Genomic DNA, 18,325 nt, shown 5'->3' on the forward strand with positions numbered 1-18,325 from the left:
ATATTGGTTACATTTGTAAACACTCTAAAGTGTTATTCCTAACTTAATACAGTTTACAATGGTAAACATTGATGATTTCATAAAAAGACTCGAAAAACTACTTGAATATTACAATTTATCTGCATCTGCTTTTGCAGATAAGATAGATGTGCAGCGTTCAAGTATATCTCACCTCCTTTCAGGAAGAAATAAACCTAGTTTAGATTTTGTTCTAAAAGTGGTTGAAGAATTTCCGGATGTAGATTTGTATTGGATATTAAATGGAAAAGGAAGTTTTCCAAAAGAAGAAGAAAAAAAATTGGAAGAGAAAAAAACAACTCATACTCCAACGAATGAAAATTTAAAAGAAAAAATTGGAACCGAAGAAAAAAACAATTTATTTAGTGATATTGACAACCCTCAAAATACGCGCGTATTTGAAAATTTTTCAGACCAAGAGTCGAATACGCAAAATTTAGAGCCAAAAAAAAACAACTCGGATATTGACCGAATTGTCGTTTTTTATAAAAATGGTACGTTTAAGAACTATACACCCGAATAATTAATCAATTGTAGTAAAACTATTTTGAGGAATTTTACCAATTACACCTTTATAATAGGATTTTAGAACTTTCATGTCCTTTTCAATATCTCCAGTTGGATAAAAAGGTGTATTATAAACAACTTGTTTCTTTCCATAATCGAAAGCAACAGGAATAATTGGAATATTTGCCTTCATTGCCATATAATAGAAACCCGTTTTCCATTCCTCTACTTTTTTCCTAGTTCCTTCTGGTGCTAAAGCCAATCTAAAAATTTCATGTTCTGCAAATACTTTAGCAATTGCATCAACTTTATTTTCTTTTTTACCTCTATTTAAAGGAGCACCACCAACCCATCTGAAAAAATAATTAAAAGGAAAAATGAATAATTCCTTTTTAGCTAGAAAATTGATTTGCTTTTTAAGAATTCCTCTAGAAAAAATTCCAAGGAAAAAATCCCACCAACTTGTATGTGGAACCGCAATAATAATACATTTCTTAACTTCGTCATTAATTGTACCTACTACTTCCCAACCAAAGATTGAGCAAAATATAAATCGATATATTTTTTGTTTCATTAGTTATGATTTGCTGTAAAATTAAAATTATATTTACAATTAGAAAGAATTTTATATGATTAAAAGATTATTAAGTTATTTATTCCCGATTACCATTTTTGAAAAAAAATCTTCTATTAGTGAAAACTTAGAAGTTACCTGGAATAATGGTAAACTTGTTTTAGATTCTAAAAATACAAATTATTCTTATGGTAGCTTACAAAAAGTGCTTCGAAAAGGTTTGTCTTATATTGGTTTCGACAAAATTTCAACAATGAACGAAATTCTTGTTTTAGGTGTTGCTGGAGGAAGTGTTGTAAAAACATTAGTAGATGAAATAAAATGTAAAGCTTATATTATAGGAGTAGAAATTGATGAAAGTGTTATTGAAATTTCTAACACCTATTTTGGCTTAGATAAAATTCCAAATTATAAAACAGTTATAGCAGATGCTTCTCAATTTGTTTCAGAAACTACCCGCACATACGATTTGATTATTATTGATATTTTTCACGATTCGAAAATGCCCGATTTTTTATTTAGTCAAGAGTTTATCAATGCTATTAAAAAAATTGTAACCAAAAATGGTTTTATTTTATTCAACACAATGCTACTTGATGAAACTAATGAAACACGAAATGTTGACTTTATGAAACATTTTGAAAAAGATATTTACATTTGTAAAACATTTTCAAATGTTGAATATTATAATCAGTTAATAATTATAGAAAAAAACAAAATAGATTAGAATCGTTAAAAATCTAACTTATCCAGTTTTGACTGTATTGAAAATTCTTTCATTTCATTTTCTAATATGCTAAAATTTTCTTTTTTTACGCTCTTATTAATTTTCCCATCTTTAAGAACAAAAATTTCATCGCAAGTATCACTTAGTGTAGAAAAAATATGAGAAGAAATCAAAACTGCTTTTCCTGATTTTTTCAATCTATGAATTAATTCTGTTATAACTATGTTACTTTGAATATCAACTCCATTAAAAGGTTCGTCTAAAATATAAAAATTATTTTTCTGAAATAAAATTGCAGTTAGTGCCAATTTCTTTTTCATTCCAGTAGAATACGTAGCGGCATACTGATTTAAAGGAAGATCAAAAATATTTTTATCCTCAAAATCCATTGGTGGCATTTTTCTAGCAACACATAATAATTGAAGATATTCTTTAGCTGTAATCTTTGAAAAAAAGAAAGATTCAGTTTGAAGGTAACCTAACTTTTCTTTTAAAATTCCATAATCACTTGAAATAACTCCTGTATAGGATTCTAATCCCGATATGCAATTGAATAACGTAGTTTTGCCTGCTCCATTCTCGCCCACAATTCCGTAAACTTTTCCTTTTTCAAAAGAAAGATTAATATTCGATAAAATTATATTTTTACCAAAAGACTTACTTACATTTTCAATTTTAATCATACTAATACATCATTTAACTTTTTTATTGACTGAACATATAAATACGGAAGTATTAAAACAAGTATTGGTGGAAACCAAACCAAAAAAGCAAGCACTACTCCTTCTCTAATGAAAATAGCATCTGGATAAGCAGCATATTTTGCTAACATTCCTGTTAGAATGAAAAAATAACTTAAGCAAAGAATGCCTACAATTGTAATTATTTCATTTTGGAAAAATAGACATAATGCAATAACAATTGGCAAACATAATAATGTTGAATACAAGACAATAATCTTGAATTTATAAAATATAAATTCTTTAGGACTCATGGAATAGATCCAAACATAAAAAGCACTTTCTGGTTTTGTATAAAAATTCAAACATATAAATTGAACCATTAATATTGAAAAAAATCCTAAGTTTAAATTTTCTGCACGAATCGACATAAAAGTTAAAAAATAAGCTAAAATGAAAACGGAAAATGTTTTTCTAAATCCAATACAAAATTCAAAAGGATGTTTAAAAAAAGGAGTTTTAATTGAAACATTAAATGTATTCTCATAAGTCATTAATGCTAAAATAAAACCTAATACAAATAGCAAAAAGGCTGTTATAAAATATTCCTTATAAATTAGAAAAAAAATAAATGGTATTAGAATCAAACTATTTTCAGCGATTCTAATCTTAAAGTAATCCGTTTTTGAAAAAGTAAATTTTAGAAAATCGTTCTTCTTTTTTTCTCCTAATTGAAAAATTAAACTTAATCCAAGAAATAAATAAAAGAAAGTTGCATAATCTGTTCTAGAAAATAATTCATTGGAAGCATAAAAGAATAAAAAAGGTGTGCAACCGTAAACTAAAATGGGTGGTATTCCAAATTCAGACAAATGACGATTCATCATTCGGATTTGCAATTCAAAATATTCTTTCATTTTTAGTTTACATTTGTAAATATCTAATTACTAATAATTTGTCTTGCTTTTTCTAAATCTTCAAGAGTATCAATACCTATACTTGCATGAGTGGTTTCTACCATTTTTATGCGCTTTCCATATTCTAAATAGCGCAATTGTTCTAATTTCTCAGATGCTTCTAATGCCAACATTGGTAAACGATAAAAATCTAATAATGCTTCTTTTCTAAAGGCATAAATTCCAATATGTTTCATATAGCGAACACCTACATTTTCTTCTCTAGGATATGGAATTACGGAACGTGAAAAATAGAGTGCGAAATTTTGTTGATCTACAATTACTTTAACATTATTTGGATTTTCAATCTCTTTTTTGTCTTTTATTTCATACATTAAAGACGCTAAATCTACTTTTTTGTCCAGATCATTTTCGAAAATTTCAATCACTTTTTGCAGTGGTTCAGTGTTAATAAAAGGCTCATCACCTTGCACATTTATAACAATATCAACCTCTAAATTTTCAACTGCTTCAGCAATTCTATCACTACCACTTTCATGTTCTTTTATACTCATAATGGCCTTTCCATTATTTGTAATTATCTCATTATAAATAAGTTCAGAATCGGTAACAACAAATACATCTGCAAACAAATTTGTATTTACAGCTGCTTCATAGGTTCTTAAAATTACTGTTTTTCCACCTAAATCTTGCATTAATTTTGCAGGAAAACGAGTGGAAGCATATCGAGCAGGAATTACAGCTATTATTTTCATTTGTGATTTTTTATGCACGTCAAAAATACATTTTATTTTAAAAAAATAATTATAATTTTAAATAACTTCTAAGCTTAATTTTCAAAATATTCATCTTTAAAACCAATCAAATATAATTTTTCTTTAGCCCTTGTCATTGCAGTATATAACCATCGCAAATACTCTTTATCGATACCGTTTGGTAAATAAGGTTGCTCAATAAAAACAGTATTCCATTGTCCACCTTGCGATTTATGACACGTAATTGCATAAGAAAACTTCACTTGCAAAGCATTAAAATGAGGGTTATTTTTCACTTTTAAAAACTTCTTATATTGCTGTGTTTCCTCTTCATAATCTTTCATAACTTCCTGATACAGTGTGTTCGATTCATCATAAGTTAATGAAGGAGACTCACTCGTTATAGTGTCTAAAAGCAATACTGTTTCAAAAGAAGGTTGATTTGGATAATCGATCATTCTAACAACCACATTTGCAAATTTGAAACCATAGAATTGTTGAATATTAACAATCTTTAAAACTTCAATAATATCACCATTTGCAATAAAACCAGCCTCAGATTCCTCTTGCAACCAAAAATAATTATTTTTAACCACCATCAATAAATCACCGCTGGAAAGTTCACCTTCTCTACCTAAAATCTTCGTTCTAATTTGTTGATTGTATTGATTGGCTCTTTTGTTAGAACGCACAATAAAAGCCGTTTCCTCTTCTCCATTTTTTTCAAAAGATTCATAAATAGCATCTTGAATCTCATAACCATCAATCAAACGAACAATATCCTTAAAAGTATTCAATTGAAATTTAAAACTATCAAAAAAGTACGATTTCAATAACTCTCGAAGTTCCGTTGCATTGAAAAGAATTCCAGATTCAACCGCTTGTCGCATAACCTCGTCTAACTCAATTTGCTTCACTTCTTTATTAAAATGTAAAGACAGCATATCTGCATCTAAAGCAGGACTAACCTCTAAATTCACTGGTGGAAGCTGTGCAGTATCTCCTATAAAAATGATCTTGCAATTCTTTCCCGCATCAACATAGAAAATTAAATCGTCTAAAAGCGATCCATTTTGATACATTTTAGAATCCTGAGAAGTATCTGATATCATTGAAGATTCATCAACAATAAAAATAGTGTCTTTAAACTTATTGGGTTGCAATTTAAATGAAACGGCACCCGATTTGTTTTTTTTAGGAAAATAAATCCTTTTGTGTATTGTAAAAGCAGGCTTTTGAGCATAATTGCTAATCACCTTTGCAGCACGACCTGTAGGAGCTAATAGAACATATTTTTTATCCACCGTTTGTAGGTGGTTTACTAAAGTTGAAATTATAGTTGTTTTTCCAGTTCCGGCATATCCTTTCAAAATAAAAATTTCATCTTTTTCATTATTTAAGATGAAATCGGCTACTTTTTGAAAAAAAATATCTTGTTTTAGAGTCGGATTAAAAGGGAAATTATTGCGTAACGTTTTGTAAAACAGTGCAGAAGTCATTATTTTTATAAATTGTCTTGGAGATTTTTTCAAATATACTGATGATTTTTTAAAGATTTTCTTTTGAGTAGAAAAAAAAATTGTAGATTTGCGTACCATTTTAACTAAAAAACTAATATAAATGTTACTATTAATCCTTTATGTAATCATAACTTGCCTTGTTGCTATAGGTCTAGTTAAACTTATTGATAAATTTTTGCCTAGTGGTGCTAGAATTATAGTATCTGTGATTTTATGGGCAGCAACAGCTTTCTTAGCTTATTTAATTTATAGTTCTGTAATGAGACCTATTGAATTTGAAAAAGCAAAAGACGAGCGTTACAAAGCTGCAGTTCAAAAAATGATTGATCTTAAAAAAGCACAATTAGGATACAAAGCCATTCACGGTGAGTATGCAGACACTTTCGATAAGCTTGTAAACTTTATTGATTCTGAAAAATTTGCAATTGTAACAAGAAGAGATACTTCTGTTATTGATGCTACAAAAAATCAAGCATATAATATTGTAACAGATGCAACTGGAACTGGTGGTTATTTTAAAGATATTGTTGTTAAAGACACTATTGGATATGTAAGCGTTAGAGATTCTTTATTTAAAAATAACGACAGATACAAATCTTTAGATATAGTTAAATATAAAGGAGTTGAAGTACCTGTAACAATGAAAACAAGTTTTGTTATCAGAAATGAAACAAAATTACCAGTTTTTCAAGCAATTATAGATAAGAATGCATTACTTGTTGGTTTAGATGAAGAATTATTAGCTCAGGAAAACAAAGTAGAAGATATTAATGAAATTAATGGACCAGAAATTACTTTAGGTTCTTTAGTAGAAATAACTTTAACAGGAAACTGGCCAAAAAGATATGGTAGTAACGAATAACGATATTACACAAAAAAATTATAAAAAGTTGTCCATTCAGGTTTCTCTGAATGGACTTTCTTTTTGTGTTTTCGATTTAATTACACAAAAAATAATTGCATTCAATACTACAGAGTTTTCAAGAAACAAAGTAATTGAAGAGCAATTATGGAAAACTTTTTTAGATAATTCTATCCTTGCAAATACCTACGACGAAATTGTTGTTTTACACGATAATAACTTAAACACTTTTGTCCCAAATTCACTATTCGATCCAGAATTTCTAGGCAGCTACCTCCAATACAATGTCAAAGTATTTAATACCGACTTGTTTAATTATGATAAAATAGAAAATTATTTTATAAATAATGTATATGTACCCTATGTAAACATTAATAATTTTTTAATAGATCAATTCGGTAGTTTCGACTACAAAAATGTGAATACCATTTTAGTAACAAAGATTTTAGATTATTCTATTGGTAATGATGACAAACAGGTTTTTGTTCATTTTCAAAAGAATTATTTTCAAATTATAGCAGTAAAGAATCAACAATTGTTATTATTCAATTCTTTTGAATATGCAACTCCTGAAGATTTTATATATTATCTATTATTCACCTATGAACAATTGCAATTAAGTCCAGAAACTATTGCAACACATTTATTAGGTATAATTGATAAAGACAATTCATATTTTAAAATTGCTTATAAATTTATTAGACATTGTAGTGTGTTAGATACTCAAAAATGGACTAATACTTTTGGGAAAACAGACGTAGAAATACGCCATAATTTTATATTATTTCATTCATGAGAATAATTTCAGGAAAACACAAAGGAAGAAGAATTGTAGCTCCAAAAAAACTACCTGTTAGACCAACAACAGATATGGCTAAAGAAGCACTCTTCAATATTATCAATAATCATTTCAATTTCAGTGACTTAAATGTTCTGGAATTATTTGCAGGAACAGGAAATATTGGCTATGAGTTTGGTTCTAGAGGAAATACAAGAGTTATTGCAGTAGATGCAGATTATGGTTGCATTAGCTTCATAAGAAAAACAGCTACAGAATTAGAATTAGACATTACTCCTATTAAATCGGATGCGTTTTCCTATTTGGAAAGATGCAATACTACATTTGATATTATTTTTGCAGATCCACCTTATGATTTATCTCAAGAAAATTTTGAAAAAATTGCAACACAATCATTTCAAAACAATATACTCGATGAAGAAGGAATGCTAATTATAGAACATTCCAAACACACAAAATTAGACCAGGTAATCAATTTTTCATTTTCCAAACATTACGGTGGCACAACATTTTCCTTTTTTCAATATGAAATAGAAGAAGAAACCGAAGAAGAGGAAGAAATATAATACCCCTTGTTATTTGAGTTTACAATAAGAGAAAAGATGATTTTTTCATGATAGAAAATTCAAATGATAGATGGTATAAGCATAAAAAAAGTTTTAACTGATTTTGACATCAATTAAAACTTTTTTTTGTTCTAAATATAGTGTTTAACCAACACGTTAATAATATATTCCCAATAGATTTAAAAACGAGCTAAAATTAAACCTTAAAATATTATTTAAATTCACTCACCATTTTCAAAATAGTCTCAATTCCTTTCTGAGTTTCTTCTGCATCATCGTCAAAAAATGGAGGATTTGAATAATCATTTTCAGTAGTATCATTGATAAATTCTGAAATTTTCTCAATTATTTCAGCAGAATCTATCGCTAAAATCTTCTTTATTACATCAATTTTTAATTCTTGAATTTTCATATATAGCTATTTATTTATTTTCATTAATCAGTAAAAGCGCATTTTTTGTATTCCTTATTGTGTAGAAATTGCTAAAACCAATGCTCTAAAAACTAGATTTATAAAAACAATTATTCAATAACGAACTATTCCAAAAGTAAGAATTTTTAGAATTTAAATCAATGAAAATTAATTATTTAACCTATAAATAACATATTTATAGAAAAACTGTAGATTAAAAAAAGCAGACCTATAAGCCGGATTCTGTATCGCGCAAGCGCGACCCTTATCATTTATCTAGATTTTACATTACTGTAAAACTCAAGCTGTCTACCCTTCAACATCGAACGAGTCGCCCTTATCTAACCGAAGCTAGAATTGTTGATATACTTGACATTTCACCGCATAGAGTTTACCTGGTTTCACTACAGCATTACCTGTACATACTTTCTGTTGCACTTGTCCTCCTTGCCGAAGCAAGTGATGGGTGTTACCCATTATACTACTCTTTGGTGTCCGGACTTTCCTCCCTTCCGATTAATCGAAACGACGATAAGGCGGTCTGCGTTGCAAAAGTAGTTATTTAACTTTCCTTATGCAATAGCACAATTGGCATTTATAATGACAACATTAATTCTTTTTTTTCTTACTTTTAGGTACTCCAAAATAAATCAACTGTGCCTACTATTTCAACATCAAAACATATAATCGTCTTTTTACTTCTTTTCTTTGCCTTAGACCTACTTTTTATTGCTTTGGAATACCAAAACATGAGATTCTTTTCTAAAGCCCTCCTACTGCCTTTATTGATACTCTTTTATATCCACCAAACAAAGAAAAACAATACTGAGCGAGACAAAAACTTCATGATAGGCTTGCTTTTAAGTTGGTTGGGCGATCTTTTTTTATTACTTCCTTCCGGTTTCCTTTTTGGTTTGGGGAGTTTTCTATTGGCACATCTTTTTTATAGCCGTTGTTTTTATACCCTATCCAATACACCGCTTCGTCTTAATTATAGACTCTTGCTCCCTATTCTTGTGTATCTCATGCTATTTTTAACCCTACTTTTTCCGCATTTAAACGAACTAAAAATCCCAGTGGTGTTCTATGCTATAACAATTAGTTTCATGCTCTATATGGGCTATAATACCCGCAAAACAATTACACCCATCGCTTTTAAGAACCTATTCTTTGGTGCTTTGCTTTTTGTTGTTTCCGATTCTGTTTTAGCACTGCACTTGTTTGTATTTCCTTCTAAATTTATGGAACTACTTGTAATGATTACCTATGTATTGGCTCAATATTTTTTGATACAAGGAATGATTTTAAAGAAAGAATTCGTAAAGTTCTAAAAGCGGAAAGTTTGAATGTCTTACAGCGGAAAAAATGCTCACCGCTAACCAAAAACTATTAACGTATGATTTAAATAGGAACGATGCATTTTGTAGCAACGTGATTTTAATCCGTTGGTATTAATGAATGGTGTTTGATGATAAATTGTTAATGATTAATTATAAATGGTATTTTACAAATTTGTTTGCGCAATACAAACAAATTCGAATTTGGTGGTAATGAGATAATTATAATATACCGAACCTACGGCTCTAAAATTAATGGTTAATTATTGATGATTAATTATAAATGGTTTTGTTGGTGGAATTGCAAACAGGGATTATTCCCAAAACGTGTGAGTTCCATAGGAACGACTCATTTTGTAGCAACGTGATTTTAATCCTTTGTTATGATGAATGTTTTTTTTTTTGGTTAATTATAAATGGTGTTGTTGCTAAAATTGCAAACAGGGATTATTCCCAAAACGTGTGAGTTCCATAGGAACGACCCATTTTGTAACAACGTGATTTTAATCCGTTGTTTTAATGAATGCTGTTTTACAATTTTGTTAGCACAATACAAACCCATTTGAATTTAAAATTCTCTAATTCTTATAAATTTATTTTTGTTAGCATTCCATAGCCTACTCACCCAACTATTCCCCTCCTTTGGAGGGGTGTCCAAAGGACGGGGTGGTTGTAATGTGGAGCAAAATGGGATCCTTTCAGAATGACAAGATTGTGGAATTTAATTATTAATGATTGATGATCAATGATTAATTATTGATGCTGTTTTACAATTTTGTTAGCACAATACAAACCCAATTGAATTTAGAATTCTCTAATTCTTATAAATTTATTTTTGTTCGCATTCCGTAGCCTACTCACCCAACTATTCCCCTCCTTTGGAGGGGTGTCCGAAGGACGGGGTGGTTGCAATGTAGAGCAAAATGGGATCCTTTCAGAATGACAAGAATGTGGAATTTAATGTTGTGTTTTCCCATCAAAATAGGGACAGTTACAACTTTTAATTTTGGAAAAAATTTATAAACAATACAAGTTGTGTATACCTTTCAAATAATCATTCACGAACTCCTATAAAAAAACAATTATAAAAGTAGTGAGTAAAATAAGGGCAGTTACAACTCGCCGTAAAAAATAAAGAAAACAGAATCGGTTGTGTATACCTTTCAAATAATCATTCACGAACTCCTATAAAAAACAATTATAAAAATCGTGAGTAAAATAAGGGCAGTCGCAACTGTACGTAAATAATCTAAAACACCAATGTAGTTGTGTATACCTTTCAAAATAAAGGCAGTGACAACAAACCAGTTTTATATCCAAAATTCACAGGTGTTGTGTATACCTTTCAAAATAAAGGCAGTGACAACCGGTTACCATCAATTTAAAATTAACACATGGTTGTGTATACCTTTCAAAATAAAGGCAGTGACAACTTGTTTAGTTTCAGGTGCGGGAACTAACTCATTGTGTATACCTTTCAAAATAAAGGCAGTGACAACGTACTTTGCTGTATGCTTTATAATGAAAGGGATTAAGCCACTTTCTTGTTTAAAAAAATGACTTTATAGTATAGTTTTCAGTATGTCAAGGAGCAGTTTTTTAATTCTAAAGTTCTTCTAAAATTGTATTGACTTCTTGTTCAAATAGTTCATAAATGTTTTGTGCAATAGAAATATCTGCTATGCTTCGATACTCTTTTTTGTGCTTGTAGTACTCAAAATCAGCCATTTTTGTTTCAGTTATTTTTTCTATAGAATGTATAAATGGAAATTCAGAATGGGAAAATTTCTTTCTTCCCAAACTTAAAACATTATTACTTTTATCGTTAATATAATTATTTTCTAATAACCATTTCAAATAAATTTTAAATTGGATTTCATTAAATGCTTCTTTCTTTTTTGGTCGTTCTTCAAATTCTATTTTTTTTATTCCTTCAAAATCTTTTTCAACTATAGATTTTTCCAATTCAAAAACAAGATCAAATATTTTCTCTCTAATTCTATCATATTCTTTTATTTGATATTCTAATAAATCAAATGGAATTTCTTTCTCTTCAAAATAATCTAATAATTTAGGTAACCTTTTGTCTTTTATAAATCTTTTAAAACGCCCAAAATCTTTAATTGTCCATTGATAACCCTTTTGCCCTAAATAGATTTGTTTTTCTGGTTCTGCTACTTTTTGCAAGAATGCATCTTGTTTCTCTTTTGTATCGAGAACGAGCCAATTTTCTTTTTTTTCTTCAGATAAAGCTTCCCACGAAGTAATTTGTACTTTCTGTCTTGTGCTGTCTTCTGCAATAATCGTGCAATATAATTCCCTCCCTTTCTTTACAATTCTATGCCTAAAAGAAGCTTGATGCTCTAAAATACTTTTCTTAGAATCTGGAAAAATATTTTTCAATTCTATATTTTCAATAAGACCAATACTTTGATCTTCTTTTAGCAAAGCTTCACAAAGTATTTTTAAAATTCTATCCTTAGTTTGTATAAATCGTATATGTTTTTCATTAGCTGCTACAAATTTATCATAATTAGACTTAATCTGCTTATCAGTTAATCTATCTAAAGGCTTATAAATGACTTGTTGTTTATCTATATTATAAATTCTAATAAAATTATAAAAGGGCTGGCTGTCATTTTCTAAATATTTTCGAAAAAGAACTGAAAATTTTTCATTGTTTAAAAAGGAAATTTCTTTTTTAGTAAGTTGTCTTTTTAGTACTACATTCAAAGAATCATCAAATAATGAAGTTGGCAAATTAACGGGTAATTTCGTTTTATTAATTACCCATTTATCATAATTAAAATTACAAATTTTTTCATTCAACTTTTTAAATGAATAGGGAATCCTTTGTTTTTTTAATGCATATCCACCTTTCTTTCCTGGTACTAATAGATAATTAGTAATCCATTTTATTTTTGCATCAAGGTAATTTTGATAAAAATCAATAATTCCATTTGAGTCAAAAATAAGTTTTTCATTTAAGAAAACATGTCCTTTATTATAATCAAAAATGTTTAACTCTTCTAAAATGGAAACAATGTCTTCTTTATTAATACTAAAAAAGGCAATTTTATTTTGTAATTTATTAAAATAAGGCTGTGTTATTTTAGCTTTAACATTCTCATCAATAAGCATATTTAGTATATCACGAGTAATATAGGTAGCATATTCACCTAACTTTGGTTTTTCATTCTCTTTTGGTTCTTTTCTGGAAACCTTTAAAAGTTTTTTTATATCTTCTTTTATTTGCCTAATAGTTATATGAATTTTTTTATCTTCATTTATATCTCTTATTCCCATTAAATAAGCTTGCAATTTTTCGGGCAACTGATTTACTAAAACACCTTCTGGCAAATGTTTTTGAAGTTCTTTTCTTCTTTCTGCTATATAAAAATGATACTTTATTTGGCTAAAACTTTCTAATTCTTTTTTATTATTTGTTATTTTTTTAAAATCTTCTTTTTTAAGCGAATACAGTTTTTCTTTTGATAAATTATATTTTGATAATAATCTTTTCTCTTCTATTGCTGTTACAAAATGAACAGTTCCATTTCTATCTTGTAATTTCTTCTTATCAAAAACTTTTTTGGTAAAAGATTCAGGTTCATAACTTACTTTATTTTTTATATCATCAATAATACTGTTATCAAAGAGCAATACATTTGTTTCAGTAATGAATTTTTTTATTAATTTTTCAGCTGATTTTTTGTTTGGATCAATTGTACGTAATAATAATAGCTTTGGTAAATCGTGAATACTAATAAAGCCAGTAGGGTTGTTTTGTAAATGTGCATCTGCCTTTTTATTTTCAAAAACATTTGGATATTTTATTTTTTCTTCATCTTTTTCAAAAATATAAAAAGCTATTTTATTATTATTCATATTATAATGAGGAAAAAATTGTTCAAATTTAATCTCTTCATCATTAAAATCTCGCTTCAAAATTTTTACTATTTCTTGCTCTTTATTTTCAAAATCACTTAATTTACCATAAGCATTTATGGTTTTAATAATTCTTCTAGGTTGCTCATTTCCAATAATTGTTTTATCATATTTTTTTGTAACCAACCTTCCTATTGTAACTTGAAAACGAATGTCTTCTAGCATATTCATTTCATCTAAGAATCGCAAAGCAAAATAAGGAAATCGATCATCATGTCTTTTTAATGCCGTTAATTCTTTTATTGCATTCTCTAAATCTTCATCATTTATATCTTCGTAATTTGTACTATTCAATATTACATTTTCCAATTCAGTACCAGCTACTTTTGGGTCAAATATTTTTTTATCATTATCTGTTAGATGATTAAAAAGTTCTTTCGGACATTTATTAAGCTCTGATAAAATTTCCATTAATAAAGATTCCTTAGGGTTGTCATTACCTAATCTCACATCAGGTATCCTTAACGAATATGTTGTAAAAGCCTGAATAGTAGCTCTAAATGGTGGAGTAGTTTCGTTTTTAAAGCCTTTAAACCTTTTTAAAAACTTAGTAGCATAACTTCTTTCTAAAAAAAGATTTATGAAAAAGAATATACCTTGTTCTGTAAATTCATTCTTCTGTAAATCTTCAAATAGTTGATATTTTTTTAGAATATGGTTATAGTCTTCAATATTTTGTGTTTGTGCATTTCGGATATAAGAAAAACGCGGAGCGTATTTAAAAAGTAATTCAAAAATAGGTTTTAACTGAATGTCAAATTTTTGTTTTCGATTTAGCCTATTACCTGTATCATCAATAGCTAAATAATGGGTATAGGCATTTCTAAATTCATTTAGTTCTATAAAAGTTTTTTTTAGAAAAAAGTGTAATCCATCATAATCAATAGTAATATCAGTTGATTCTTTATTTATTTTATCTTCTGTTTCTAGGTTATCTTGAACAAAAATTTTAAAGAAAGGAAATAGATGTCTTCTAGTTATATAATTAAAAACTTTATTTCTTTCATCCTCAAACAATCTTTGCGAGCTATCAAAAATATTAGCTAGTATGTGATTTGAGTCAATAATATTTTCATCATCTTCAATTGGGGGAAAATCTAAATGTTTAAATGTTTCCGTTAAATGATTTATAATCAAAAAAACGTTATGTCTTGCCATATTTAGATAAGCTCCAAAATACTGTGGGTCGTTGGCTAAAGTTCGTTTATTTCCTACTTTATTTTTTTCTTGTGTGTCTTCCATCTGTTTATCGTTTGTAATTGATCTTTACTCTTCTTTTTTTACTACTATGTGCTGTTTGTTTTATTCCTGCTACAATTTAAGGCAATTTCATAATACAACATAGTAAACTCTTACAATAATTAGTATAAAAAAGCAGCTCCTGAAACCGCTAAACTAAAATTTTACTTTGATACTAACTTACGGTTTTTCGTATTGAAGCTCTTTTTTACAGCAAAAACGGAAAAGCCAAAAACAAAAAATGCTCCTTTTTACTCGAAATAGTCGTTTTTTAGGTCCTAGACCTAAACTTTTAGGTGGGTAGACGTAAACTTTTAGGTTCGAGACCTAAAATTTTAGGTGGGTGGACGTAAAATTTTAGGTAGGTAGACGTAAACTTTTAGGTCTCGAACCTAAAATTTTACCCCCATAGACCTAAAATTTTGGGTAAAGAACCTAAAAAACAAAGTATTTTAACACTTACACTCGTCTATTGTAGGTTTTTTAGCAGTTTTGGCACGTGATTTGTAAGAGTTTGAATGTATAAACATTAAACACATAAAATTATGTCATTAAACAATTTAGGGGTATACCATATTACTCCGCAACAGAAAGAAGCGATAGACAATGCCTTGAACACCATTGTAGAAAACTTATCGGCAGTAACGCAAAACCTTTCGGCAGAAGACCGTCAGAAATTTGGTAGCGTTAACGAAATCAATAAATTATTAATTAACAAGTGTAGAGAATTTCAGCAAAACCAAACCACTTTAGCCACTCCCGATGTGGATTGGGTTGAGTTTGAAGCCGATTATCAGGATCGTACTTTTGCAGATACGCGTTTGGATCGTTTGGCAACTATTACCCGTATGTTGAGTGATTTTAAAATTGTACACGATTATGACAATTACCAAGATGCACTAACCGATTATGATTATACGAAGTACAAATCGTCGACTAAAGTTCCTGGTTATACCGAAAAAGTAGGAGAGCTAAAACAATTCTTCCCGAACTCGGGCGGTTCTGGTCCTGCTACTCCAAAACAATAAATTCTTTATTCCAGATTATAAATGCGTAATTTGTTTCATCCCAAATAGACTTTCATTAGTTGTTTGGGATTTTTTATGCGCTGTTTTTAATGCATGTTTTTTGATGCATGTTTTTTGATTATAAATGGTTAATGGTTAATTATTAATGGTGTTTTACAAATTTGTTAGCACAATACAAACAAATTTGAATTTAGAATTCTCTAATTCTTATAAATTTATTTTTGTTCGCATTCCATAGCCTACTCACCCAACTATTCCCCTCCTTTGGAGGGGTGTCCGAAGGACGGGGTGGTTACAATATGGAACAGCAAATGGGATTCTTTCAGGATGACAATATTGTGGATTTGGTTTGGGTTTATAATATACCGAACCTACGGCTCTATTTTCTCGTGCTTCGTTGTAATGGCAGGGTTGAAACCCTGCCCTACATATATATCGAGCCTACGGCTCTGAAATTGATGGTTAATTATTAATGGTTGATTGTTAATGATATTGTTTGGGGCTAAATAGGCACGCTGATTTTGCAGATTTTTGCAGATTTTCTAAACGGGTGAGTTCCATAGGAACGACCCATTTTGTAGCAACGTGATTTTAATCCGTTGGTATAATAAAGATTCGTTCCAATTTAACCCAAAATTGTCACCCTGTTAAGGGTCGCATTAGAAACTCCGAAATGTGGAGCAGCAAATGGGATCCTTTCAGGATGACAAGATTGTGGATTTTGGTTTATAATATACCGAGCCTATGGCTCTAAGATTGATGATTAATGTTTAATGAAAACCCTACCTCTTTAAAACTTCAGACTCTAAACCAATTATTTACCCCATGGTTTTGGTATTTTTTTATTCCATACTGCTTTTTGTGAAAGTAGCCAGCTAAAATCGCCTGATAGTTGATTATTGCTCTGTGTAAAGGTTTTAGTTTTTATATCATAGCCCGTATAAATAGTAGCACTAGAGTGACACCCAATGCAGCTTTCTGTACCAAAAACAGTAATATCGCTCGCAGGATTATCTTCCATAAAATTAGATGCCGATTGATTGCCTCCTTGGAAAAAGGTTTCCATTGTAATATTGGTTAAATAGGCTAAGTTTGGTTCTCCTCCTGATTTATTAGTGATAGACCCTGGTAATTTATAGCCTTCTTCGGTATGAGAATCGGGTGATATATTTTGGTGTAAAGGATATTGTGTATCTATTAGTTGATAGTATTGAAACACGCTATTTTGCGATTTAAAATAGGCTTGCATTTTCTGATTGATTTGTTGTACTCGCACAGGAATATCAATCATACGTTTGGCTTGTGTTTTCATAACATCAGAATTGGCAAAATATTTATCGGTTGTATCGCCAGAAATGGTCCAATAATCACCATGTACGCCTGTATTGTGGGTATAGGTAGTACCGTTAGATACATCTACATTTACTGGGCAAATTTCGCAGTTTGGATCGGTTAACGAAGGGTGAATGACTTTCTTTTTTTTGTCTTTTTCCATTACATTTTGATCTAAATTATCAATTTGTTCAAAAGTAGACCAAACCCATTGTTTTCCTGTTGGTGTTTTTTGACTAATGTGGAAACCAATCATTCCTAGTTCTTTTTTGATTAATTTTCCATCTTTGCCTTCTATGTAACCCCAATTGCGATAATAACGTTCTTTATGATCGTCTTTTTCTAGTATTTTCCAAGCAAATTTAATTTCAACAGCTCCTAATGCATTTTTCTCATAATCGCCTGCTGGAAAATCGGCAATAGCTCCGTTTTTAGTAAAATCGATTTGTCCATTAATGTTGTATAGTTTATTGGTAACTACATAGTCATATTCTTCTTTGTTCATTAAAACTTCATAGACTACAACATTTCCGTTTTGATCGTATAGTTTTCCTGCAAAGGCTTGGTCGGTTTCGTCGGCTACATTTTTAGCTCTTTTTCTACCTGTTGGTGTTACTGAAGATAAGAAAATACGAGCCGTAGTATCATTCACAATTTCATTGGTAAATTTAATAAATCCACCATCGTCTCTTTTGCTTTCCCAAGGTGCTGGCACTCCTCCATCTTGTCGGTACACTTGAAAAGCTTCTTTCCAACCCAACCATGCGGCTTTCCCTTTGTCGGTAAAGTTGGGTTTTGGGTTTCCTTTTTTATCGGTGGGCCAAAAAACAGCTACAAAAGCTTGCCAACTGTATTCGTTGAACACCTCATTTAATTGATAAATGTCTCCCTCTTCTTTTAATTTGGCTTGCAATTCTGGATTTACATCTACCGGAATTTCAGCGGATAGTTTGATAGGAGATTTCACTTTTTCATAGTCATTATGGCCTTCCTTTTTATCGCAAGAAAAGAATAATGCTACTAAAACGGGTATAAAGAAAATGTTTTTCGCTATACTCGGTTTTCTTCGGTAGGTTTTTAATTTGTTGTTCATTGTTTATGGTT

At 29.6% G+C, this 18,325-nt stretch carries 15 protein-coding genes and 1 other RNA gene; 7 read left to right on the forward strand and 9 right to left on the reverse strand.

Annotation, left to right across the window (positions count from 1 at the left end; translation table 11 throughout):
- Positions 1 to 58: 58 nt before the first annotated feature.
- Positions 59 to 541 (forward strand): helix-turn-helix domain-containing protein, encoded by a 483-nt coding sequence (locus tag L2Z92_RS17255; RefSeq protein ID WP_236455826.1) that lies wholly within the window; start codon positions 59 to 61, stop codon positions 539 to 541.
- Here the strand turns inward: L2Z92_RS17255 and L2Z92_RS17260 are convergent, their stop codons facing one another.
- Positions 542 to 1,099, reverse strand: a complete 558-nt coding sequence (locus L2Z92_RS17260) for a 1-acyl-sn-glycerol-3-phosphate acyltransferase (RefSeq protein ID WP_236455828.1) — start codon at positions 1,097 to 1,099, stop codon at positions 542 to 544.
- A 55-nt stretch (positions 1,100 to 1,154) separates the two neighbouring features.
- Between L2Z92_RS17260 and L2Z92_RS17265 the strand changes: the two genes are divergently transcribed.
- Complete coding sequence (locus L2Z92_RS17265; protein WP_236455829.1) at positions 1,155 to 1,826, forward strand: spermidine synthase; 672 nt, start codon at positions 1,155 to 1,157, stop codon at positions 1,824 to 1,826.
- 5 nt (positions 1,827 to 1,831) lie between these two features.
- Here L2Z92_RS17265 and L2Z92_RS17270 read toward each other — a convergent pair whose 3' ends face one another.
- The 4 genes from L2Z92_RS17270 to L2Z92_RS17285 all read right to left on the reverse strand — a co-directional run bounded on the left by L2Z92_RS17270 (position 1,832) and on the right by L2Z92_RS17285 (position 5,677).
- Entirely contained in the window at positions 1,832 to 2,509 is a 678-nt protein-coding gene (locus L2Z92_RS17270) for an ABC transporter ATP-binding protein (RefSeq protein WP_236455830.1), read from the reverse strand.
- Positions 2,506 to 3,423, reverse strand: coding sequence for an ABC transporter permease (locus L2Z92_RS17275; RefSeq protein ID WP_236455831.1), 918 nt, complete (start codon positions 3,421 to 3,423; stop codon positions 2,506 to 2,508). Before L2Z92_RS17275 ends, L2Z92_RS17270 begins: the two co-directional genes overlap by 4 nt.
- 23 nt (positions 3,424 to 3,446) lie before the next feature.
- Positions 3,447 to 4,178, reverse strand: a complete 732-nt coding sequence (gene kdsB, locus L2Z92_RS17280) for a 3-deoxy-manno-octulosonate cytidylyltransferase (protein WP_236455832.1) — start codon at positions 4,176 to 4,178, stop codon at positions 3,447 to 3,449.
- Positions 4,179 to 4,252: 74 nt separating this feature from the next.
- Positions 4,253 to 5,677, reverse strand: a complete 1,425-nt coding sequence (locus tag L2Z92_RS17285) for an ATP-dependent DNA helicase (RefSeq protein ID WP_236458874.1) — start codon at positions 5,675 to 5,677, stop codon at positions 4,253 to 4,255.
- A gap of 121 nt (positions 5,678 to 5,798) precedes the next feature.
- Here L2Z92_RS17285 and L2Z92_RS17290 point away from each other — a divergent pair, with 121 nt between their 5' ends.
- Genes L2Z92_RS17290 through rsmD form a run of 3 tightly spaced genes read left to right on the forward strand, consistent with a single transcriptional unit; the run spans position 5,799 to position 7,925 of the window.
- Positions 5,799 to 6,560 carry a hypothetical protein gene (locus L2Z92_RS17290; protein ID WP_236455833.1) on the forward strand — a complete coding sequence of 254 codons (762 nt, stop codon included), beginning with the start codon at positions 5,799 to 5,801 and terminating at the stop codon, positions 6,558 to 6,560.
- Positions 6,544 to 7,356 (forward strand): DUF3822 family protein, encoded by an 813-nt coding sequence (locus L2Z92_RS17295; protein WP_236455834.1) that lies wholly within the window; start codon positions 6,544 to 6,546, stop codon positions 7,354 to 7,356. Before L2Z92_RS17290 ends, L2Z92_RS17295 begins: the two co-directional genes overlap by 17 nt.
- Positions 7,353 to 7,925 carry a 16S rRNA (guanine(966)-N(2))-methyltransferase RsmD gene (rsmD, locus tag L2Z92_RS17300; protein ID WP_236455835.1) on the forward strand — a complete coding sequence of 191 codons (573 nt, stop codon included), beginning with the start codon at positions 7,353 to 7,355 and terminating at the stop codon, positions 7,923 to 7,925. Before L2Z92_RS17295 ends, rsmD begins: the two co-directional genes overlap by 4 nt.
- A gap of 211 nt (positions 7,926 to 8,136) precedes the next feature.
- On the opposite strand, the gene L2Z92_RS17305 is transcribed toward rsmD, so the two are convergent.
- Complete coding sequence (locus L2Z92_RS17305) at positions 8,137 to 8,337, reverse strand: hypothetical protein (RefSeq protein WP_236455836.1); 201 nt, start codon at positions 8,335 to 8,337, stop codon at positions 8,137 to 8,139.
- A gap of 216 nt (positions 8,338 to 8,553) precedes the next feature.
- Positions 8,554 to 8,885, reverse strand: an RNA gene (rnpB, locus tag L2Z92_RS17310) — RNase P RNA component class A.
- A gap of 108 nt (positions 8,886 to 8,993) precedes the next feature.
- Here rnpB and L2Z92_RS17315 point away from each other — a divergent pair.
- Positions 8,994 to 9,668, forward strand: coding sequence for a lysoplasmalogenase (locus L2Z92_RS17315; protein WP_236455838.1), 675 nt, complete (start codon positions 8,994 to 8,996; stop codon positions 9,666 to 9,668).
- 1,611 nt (positions 9,669 to 11,279) lie between these two features.
- On the opposite strand, the gene cas13b is transcribed toward L2Z92_RS17315, so the two are convergent.
- Positions 11,280 to 14,864 carry a type VI-B CRISPR-associated RNA-guided ribonuclease Cas13b gene (gene cas13b, locus L2Z92_RS17320; RefSeq protein WP_236455840.1) on the reverse strand — a complete coding sequence of 1,195 codons (3,585 nt, stop codon included), beginning with the start codon at positions 14,862 to 14,864 and terminating at the stop codon, positions 11,280 to 11,282.
- A gap of 542 nt (positions 14,865 to 15,406) precedes the next feature.
- On the opposite strand from cas13b, the gene L2Z92_RS17325 reads away from it, so the two are divergent.
- Positions 15,407 to 15,889, forward strand: coding sequence for a hypothetical protein (locus L2Z92_RS17325; RefSeq protein ID WP_236455841.1), 483 nt, complete (start codon positions 15,407 to 15,409; stop codon positions 15,887 to 15,889).
- Positions 15,890 to 16,703: 814 nt separating this feature from the next.
- Here L2Z92_RS17325 and L2Z92_RS17330 read toward each other — a convergent pair.
- Entirely contained in the window at positions 16,704 to 18,314 is a 1,611-nt protein-coding gene (locus L2Z92_RS17330) for a hypothetical protein (protein ID WP_236455842.1), read from the reverse strand.
- Positions 18,315 to 18,325 lie beyond the last annotated feature (11 nt).

The sequence above is a fragment of the Flavobacterium jumunjinense genome (assembly GCF_021650975.2).
Taxonomy (GTDB): Bacteria; Bacteroidota; Bacteroidia; order Flavobacteriales; family Flavobacteriaceae; genus Flavobacterium; species Flavobacterium jumunjinense.

Excerpts from the sequence above, each read along its gene's own strand:
- L2Z92_RS17255 (WP_236455826.1), top strand. The coding sequence starts at position 59 with ATGGTAAACATTGATGATTTCATAAAAAGACTCGAAAAACTACTTGAA.
- L2Z92_RS17260 (WP_236455828.1), bottom strand. The coding sequence starts at position 1,099 with ATGAAACAAAAAATATATCGATTTATATTTTGCTCAATCTTTGGTTGG.
- L2Z92_RS17265 (WP_236455829.1), top strand. The coding sequence starts at position 1,155 with ATGATTAAAAGATTATTAAGTTATTTATTCCCGATTACCATTTTTGAA.
- L2Z92_RS17270 (WP_236455830.1), bottom strand. The coding sequence starts at position 2,509 with ATGATTAAAATTGAAAATGTAAGTAAGTCTTTTGGTAAAAATATAATT.
- L2Z92_RS17275 (WP_236455831.1), bottom strand. The coding sequence starts at position 3,423 with ATGAAAGAATATTTTGAATTGCAAATCCGAATGATGAATCGTCATTTG.
- kdsB (WP_236455832.1), bottom strand. The coding sequence starts at position 4,178 with ATGAAAATAATAGCTGTAATTCCTGCTCGATATGCTTCCACTCGTTTT.
- L2Z92_RS17285 (WP_236458874.1), bottom strand. The coding sequence starts at position 5,677 with ATGACTTCTGCACTGTTTTACAAAACGTTACGCAATAATTTCCCTTTT.
- L2Z92_RS17290 (WP_236455833.1), top strand. The coding sequence starts at position 5,799 with ATGTTACTATTAATCCTTTATGTAATCATAACTTGCCTTGTTGCTATA.
- L2Z92_RS17295 (WP_236455834.1), top strand. The coding sequence starts at position 6,544 with ATGGTAGTAACGAATAACGATATTACACAAAAAAATTATAAAAAGTTG.
- rsmD (WP_236455835.1), top strand. The coding sequence starts at position 7,353 with ATGAGAATAATTTCAGGAAAACACAAAGGAAGAAGAATTGTAGCTCCA.
- L2Z92_RS17305 (WP_236455836.1), bottom strand. The coding sequence starts at position 8,337 with ATGAAAATTCAAGAATTAAAAATTGATGTAATAAAGAAGATTTTAGCG.
- cas13b (WP_236455840.1), bottom strand. The coding sequence starts at position 14,864 with ATGGAAGACACACAAGAAAAAAATAAAGTAGGAAATAAACGAACTTTA.
- L2Z92_RS17325 (WP_236455841.1), top strand. The coding sequence starts at position 15,407 with ATGTCATTAAACAATTTAGGGGTATACCATATTACTCCGCAACAGAAA.
- L2Z92_RS17330 (WP_236455842.1), bottom strand. The coding sequence starts at position 18,314 with ATGAACAACAAATTAAAAACCTACCGAAGAAAACCGAGTATAGCGAAA.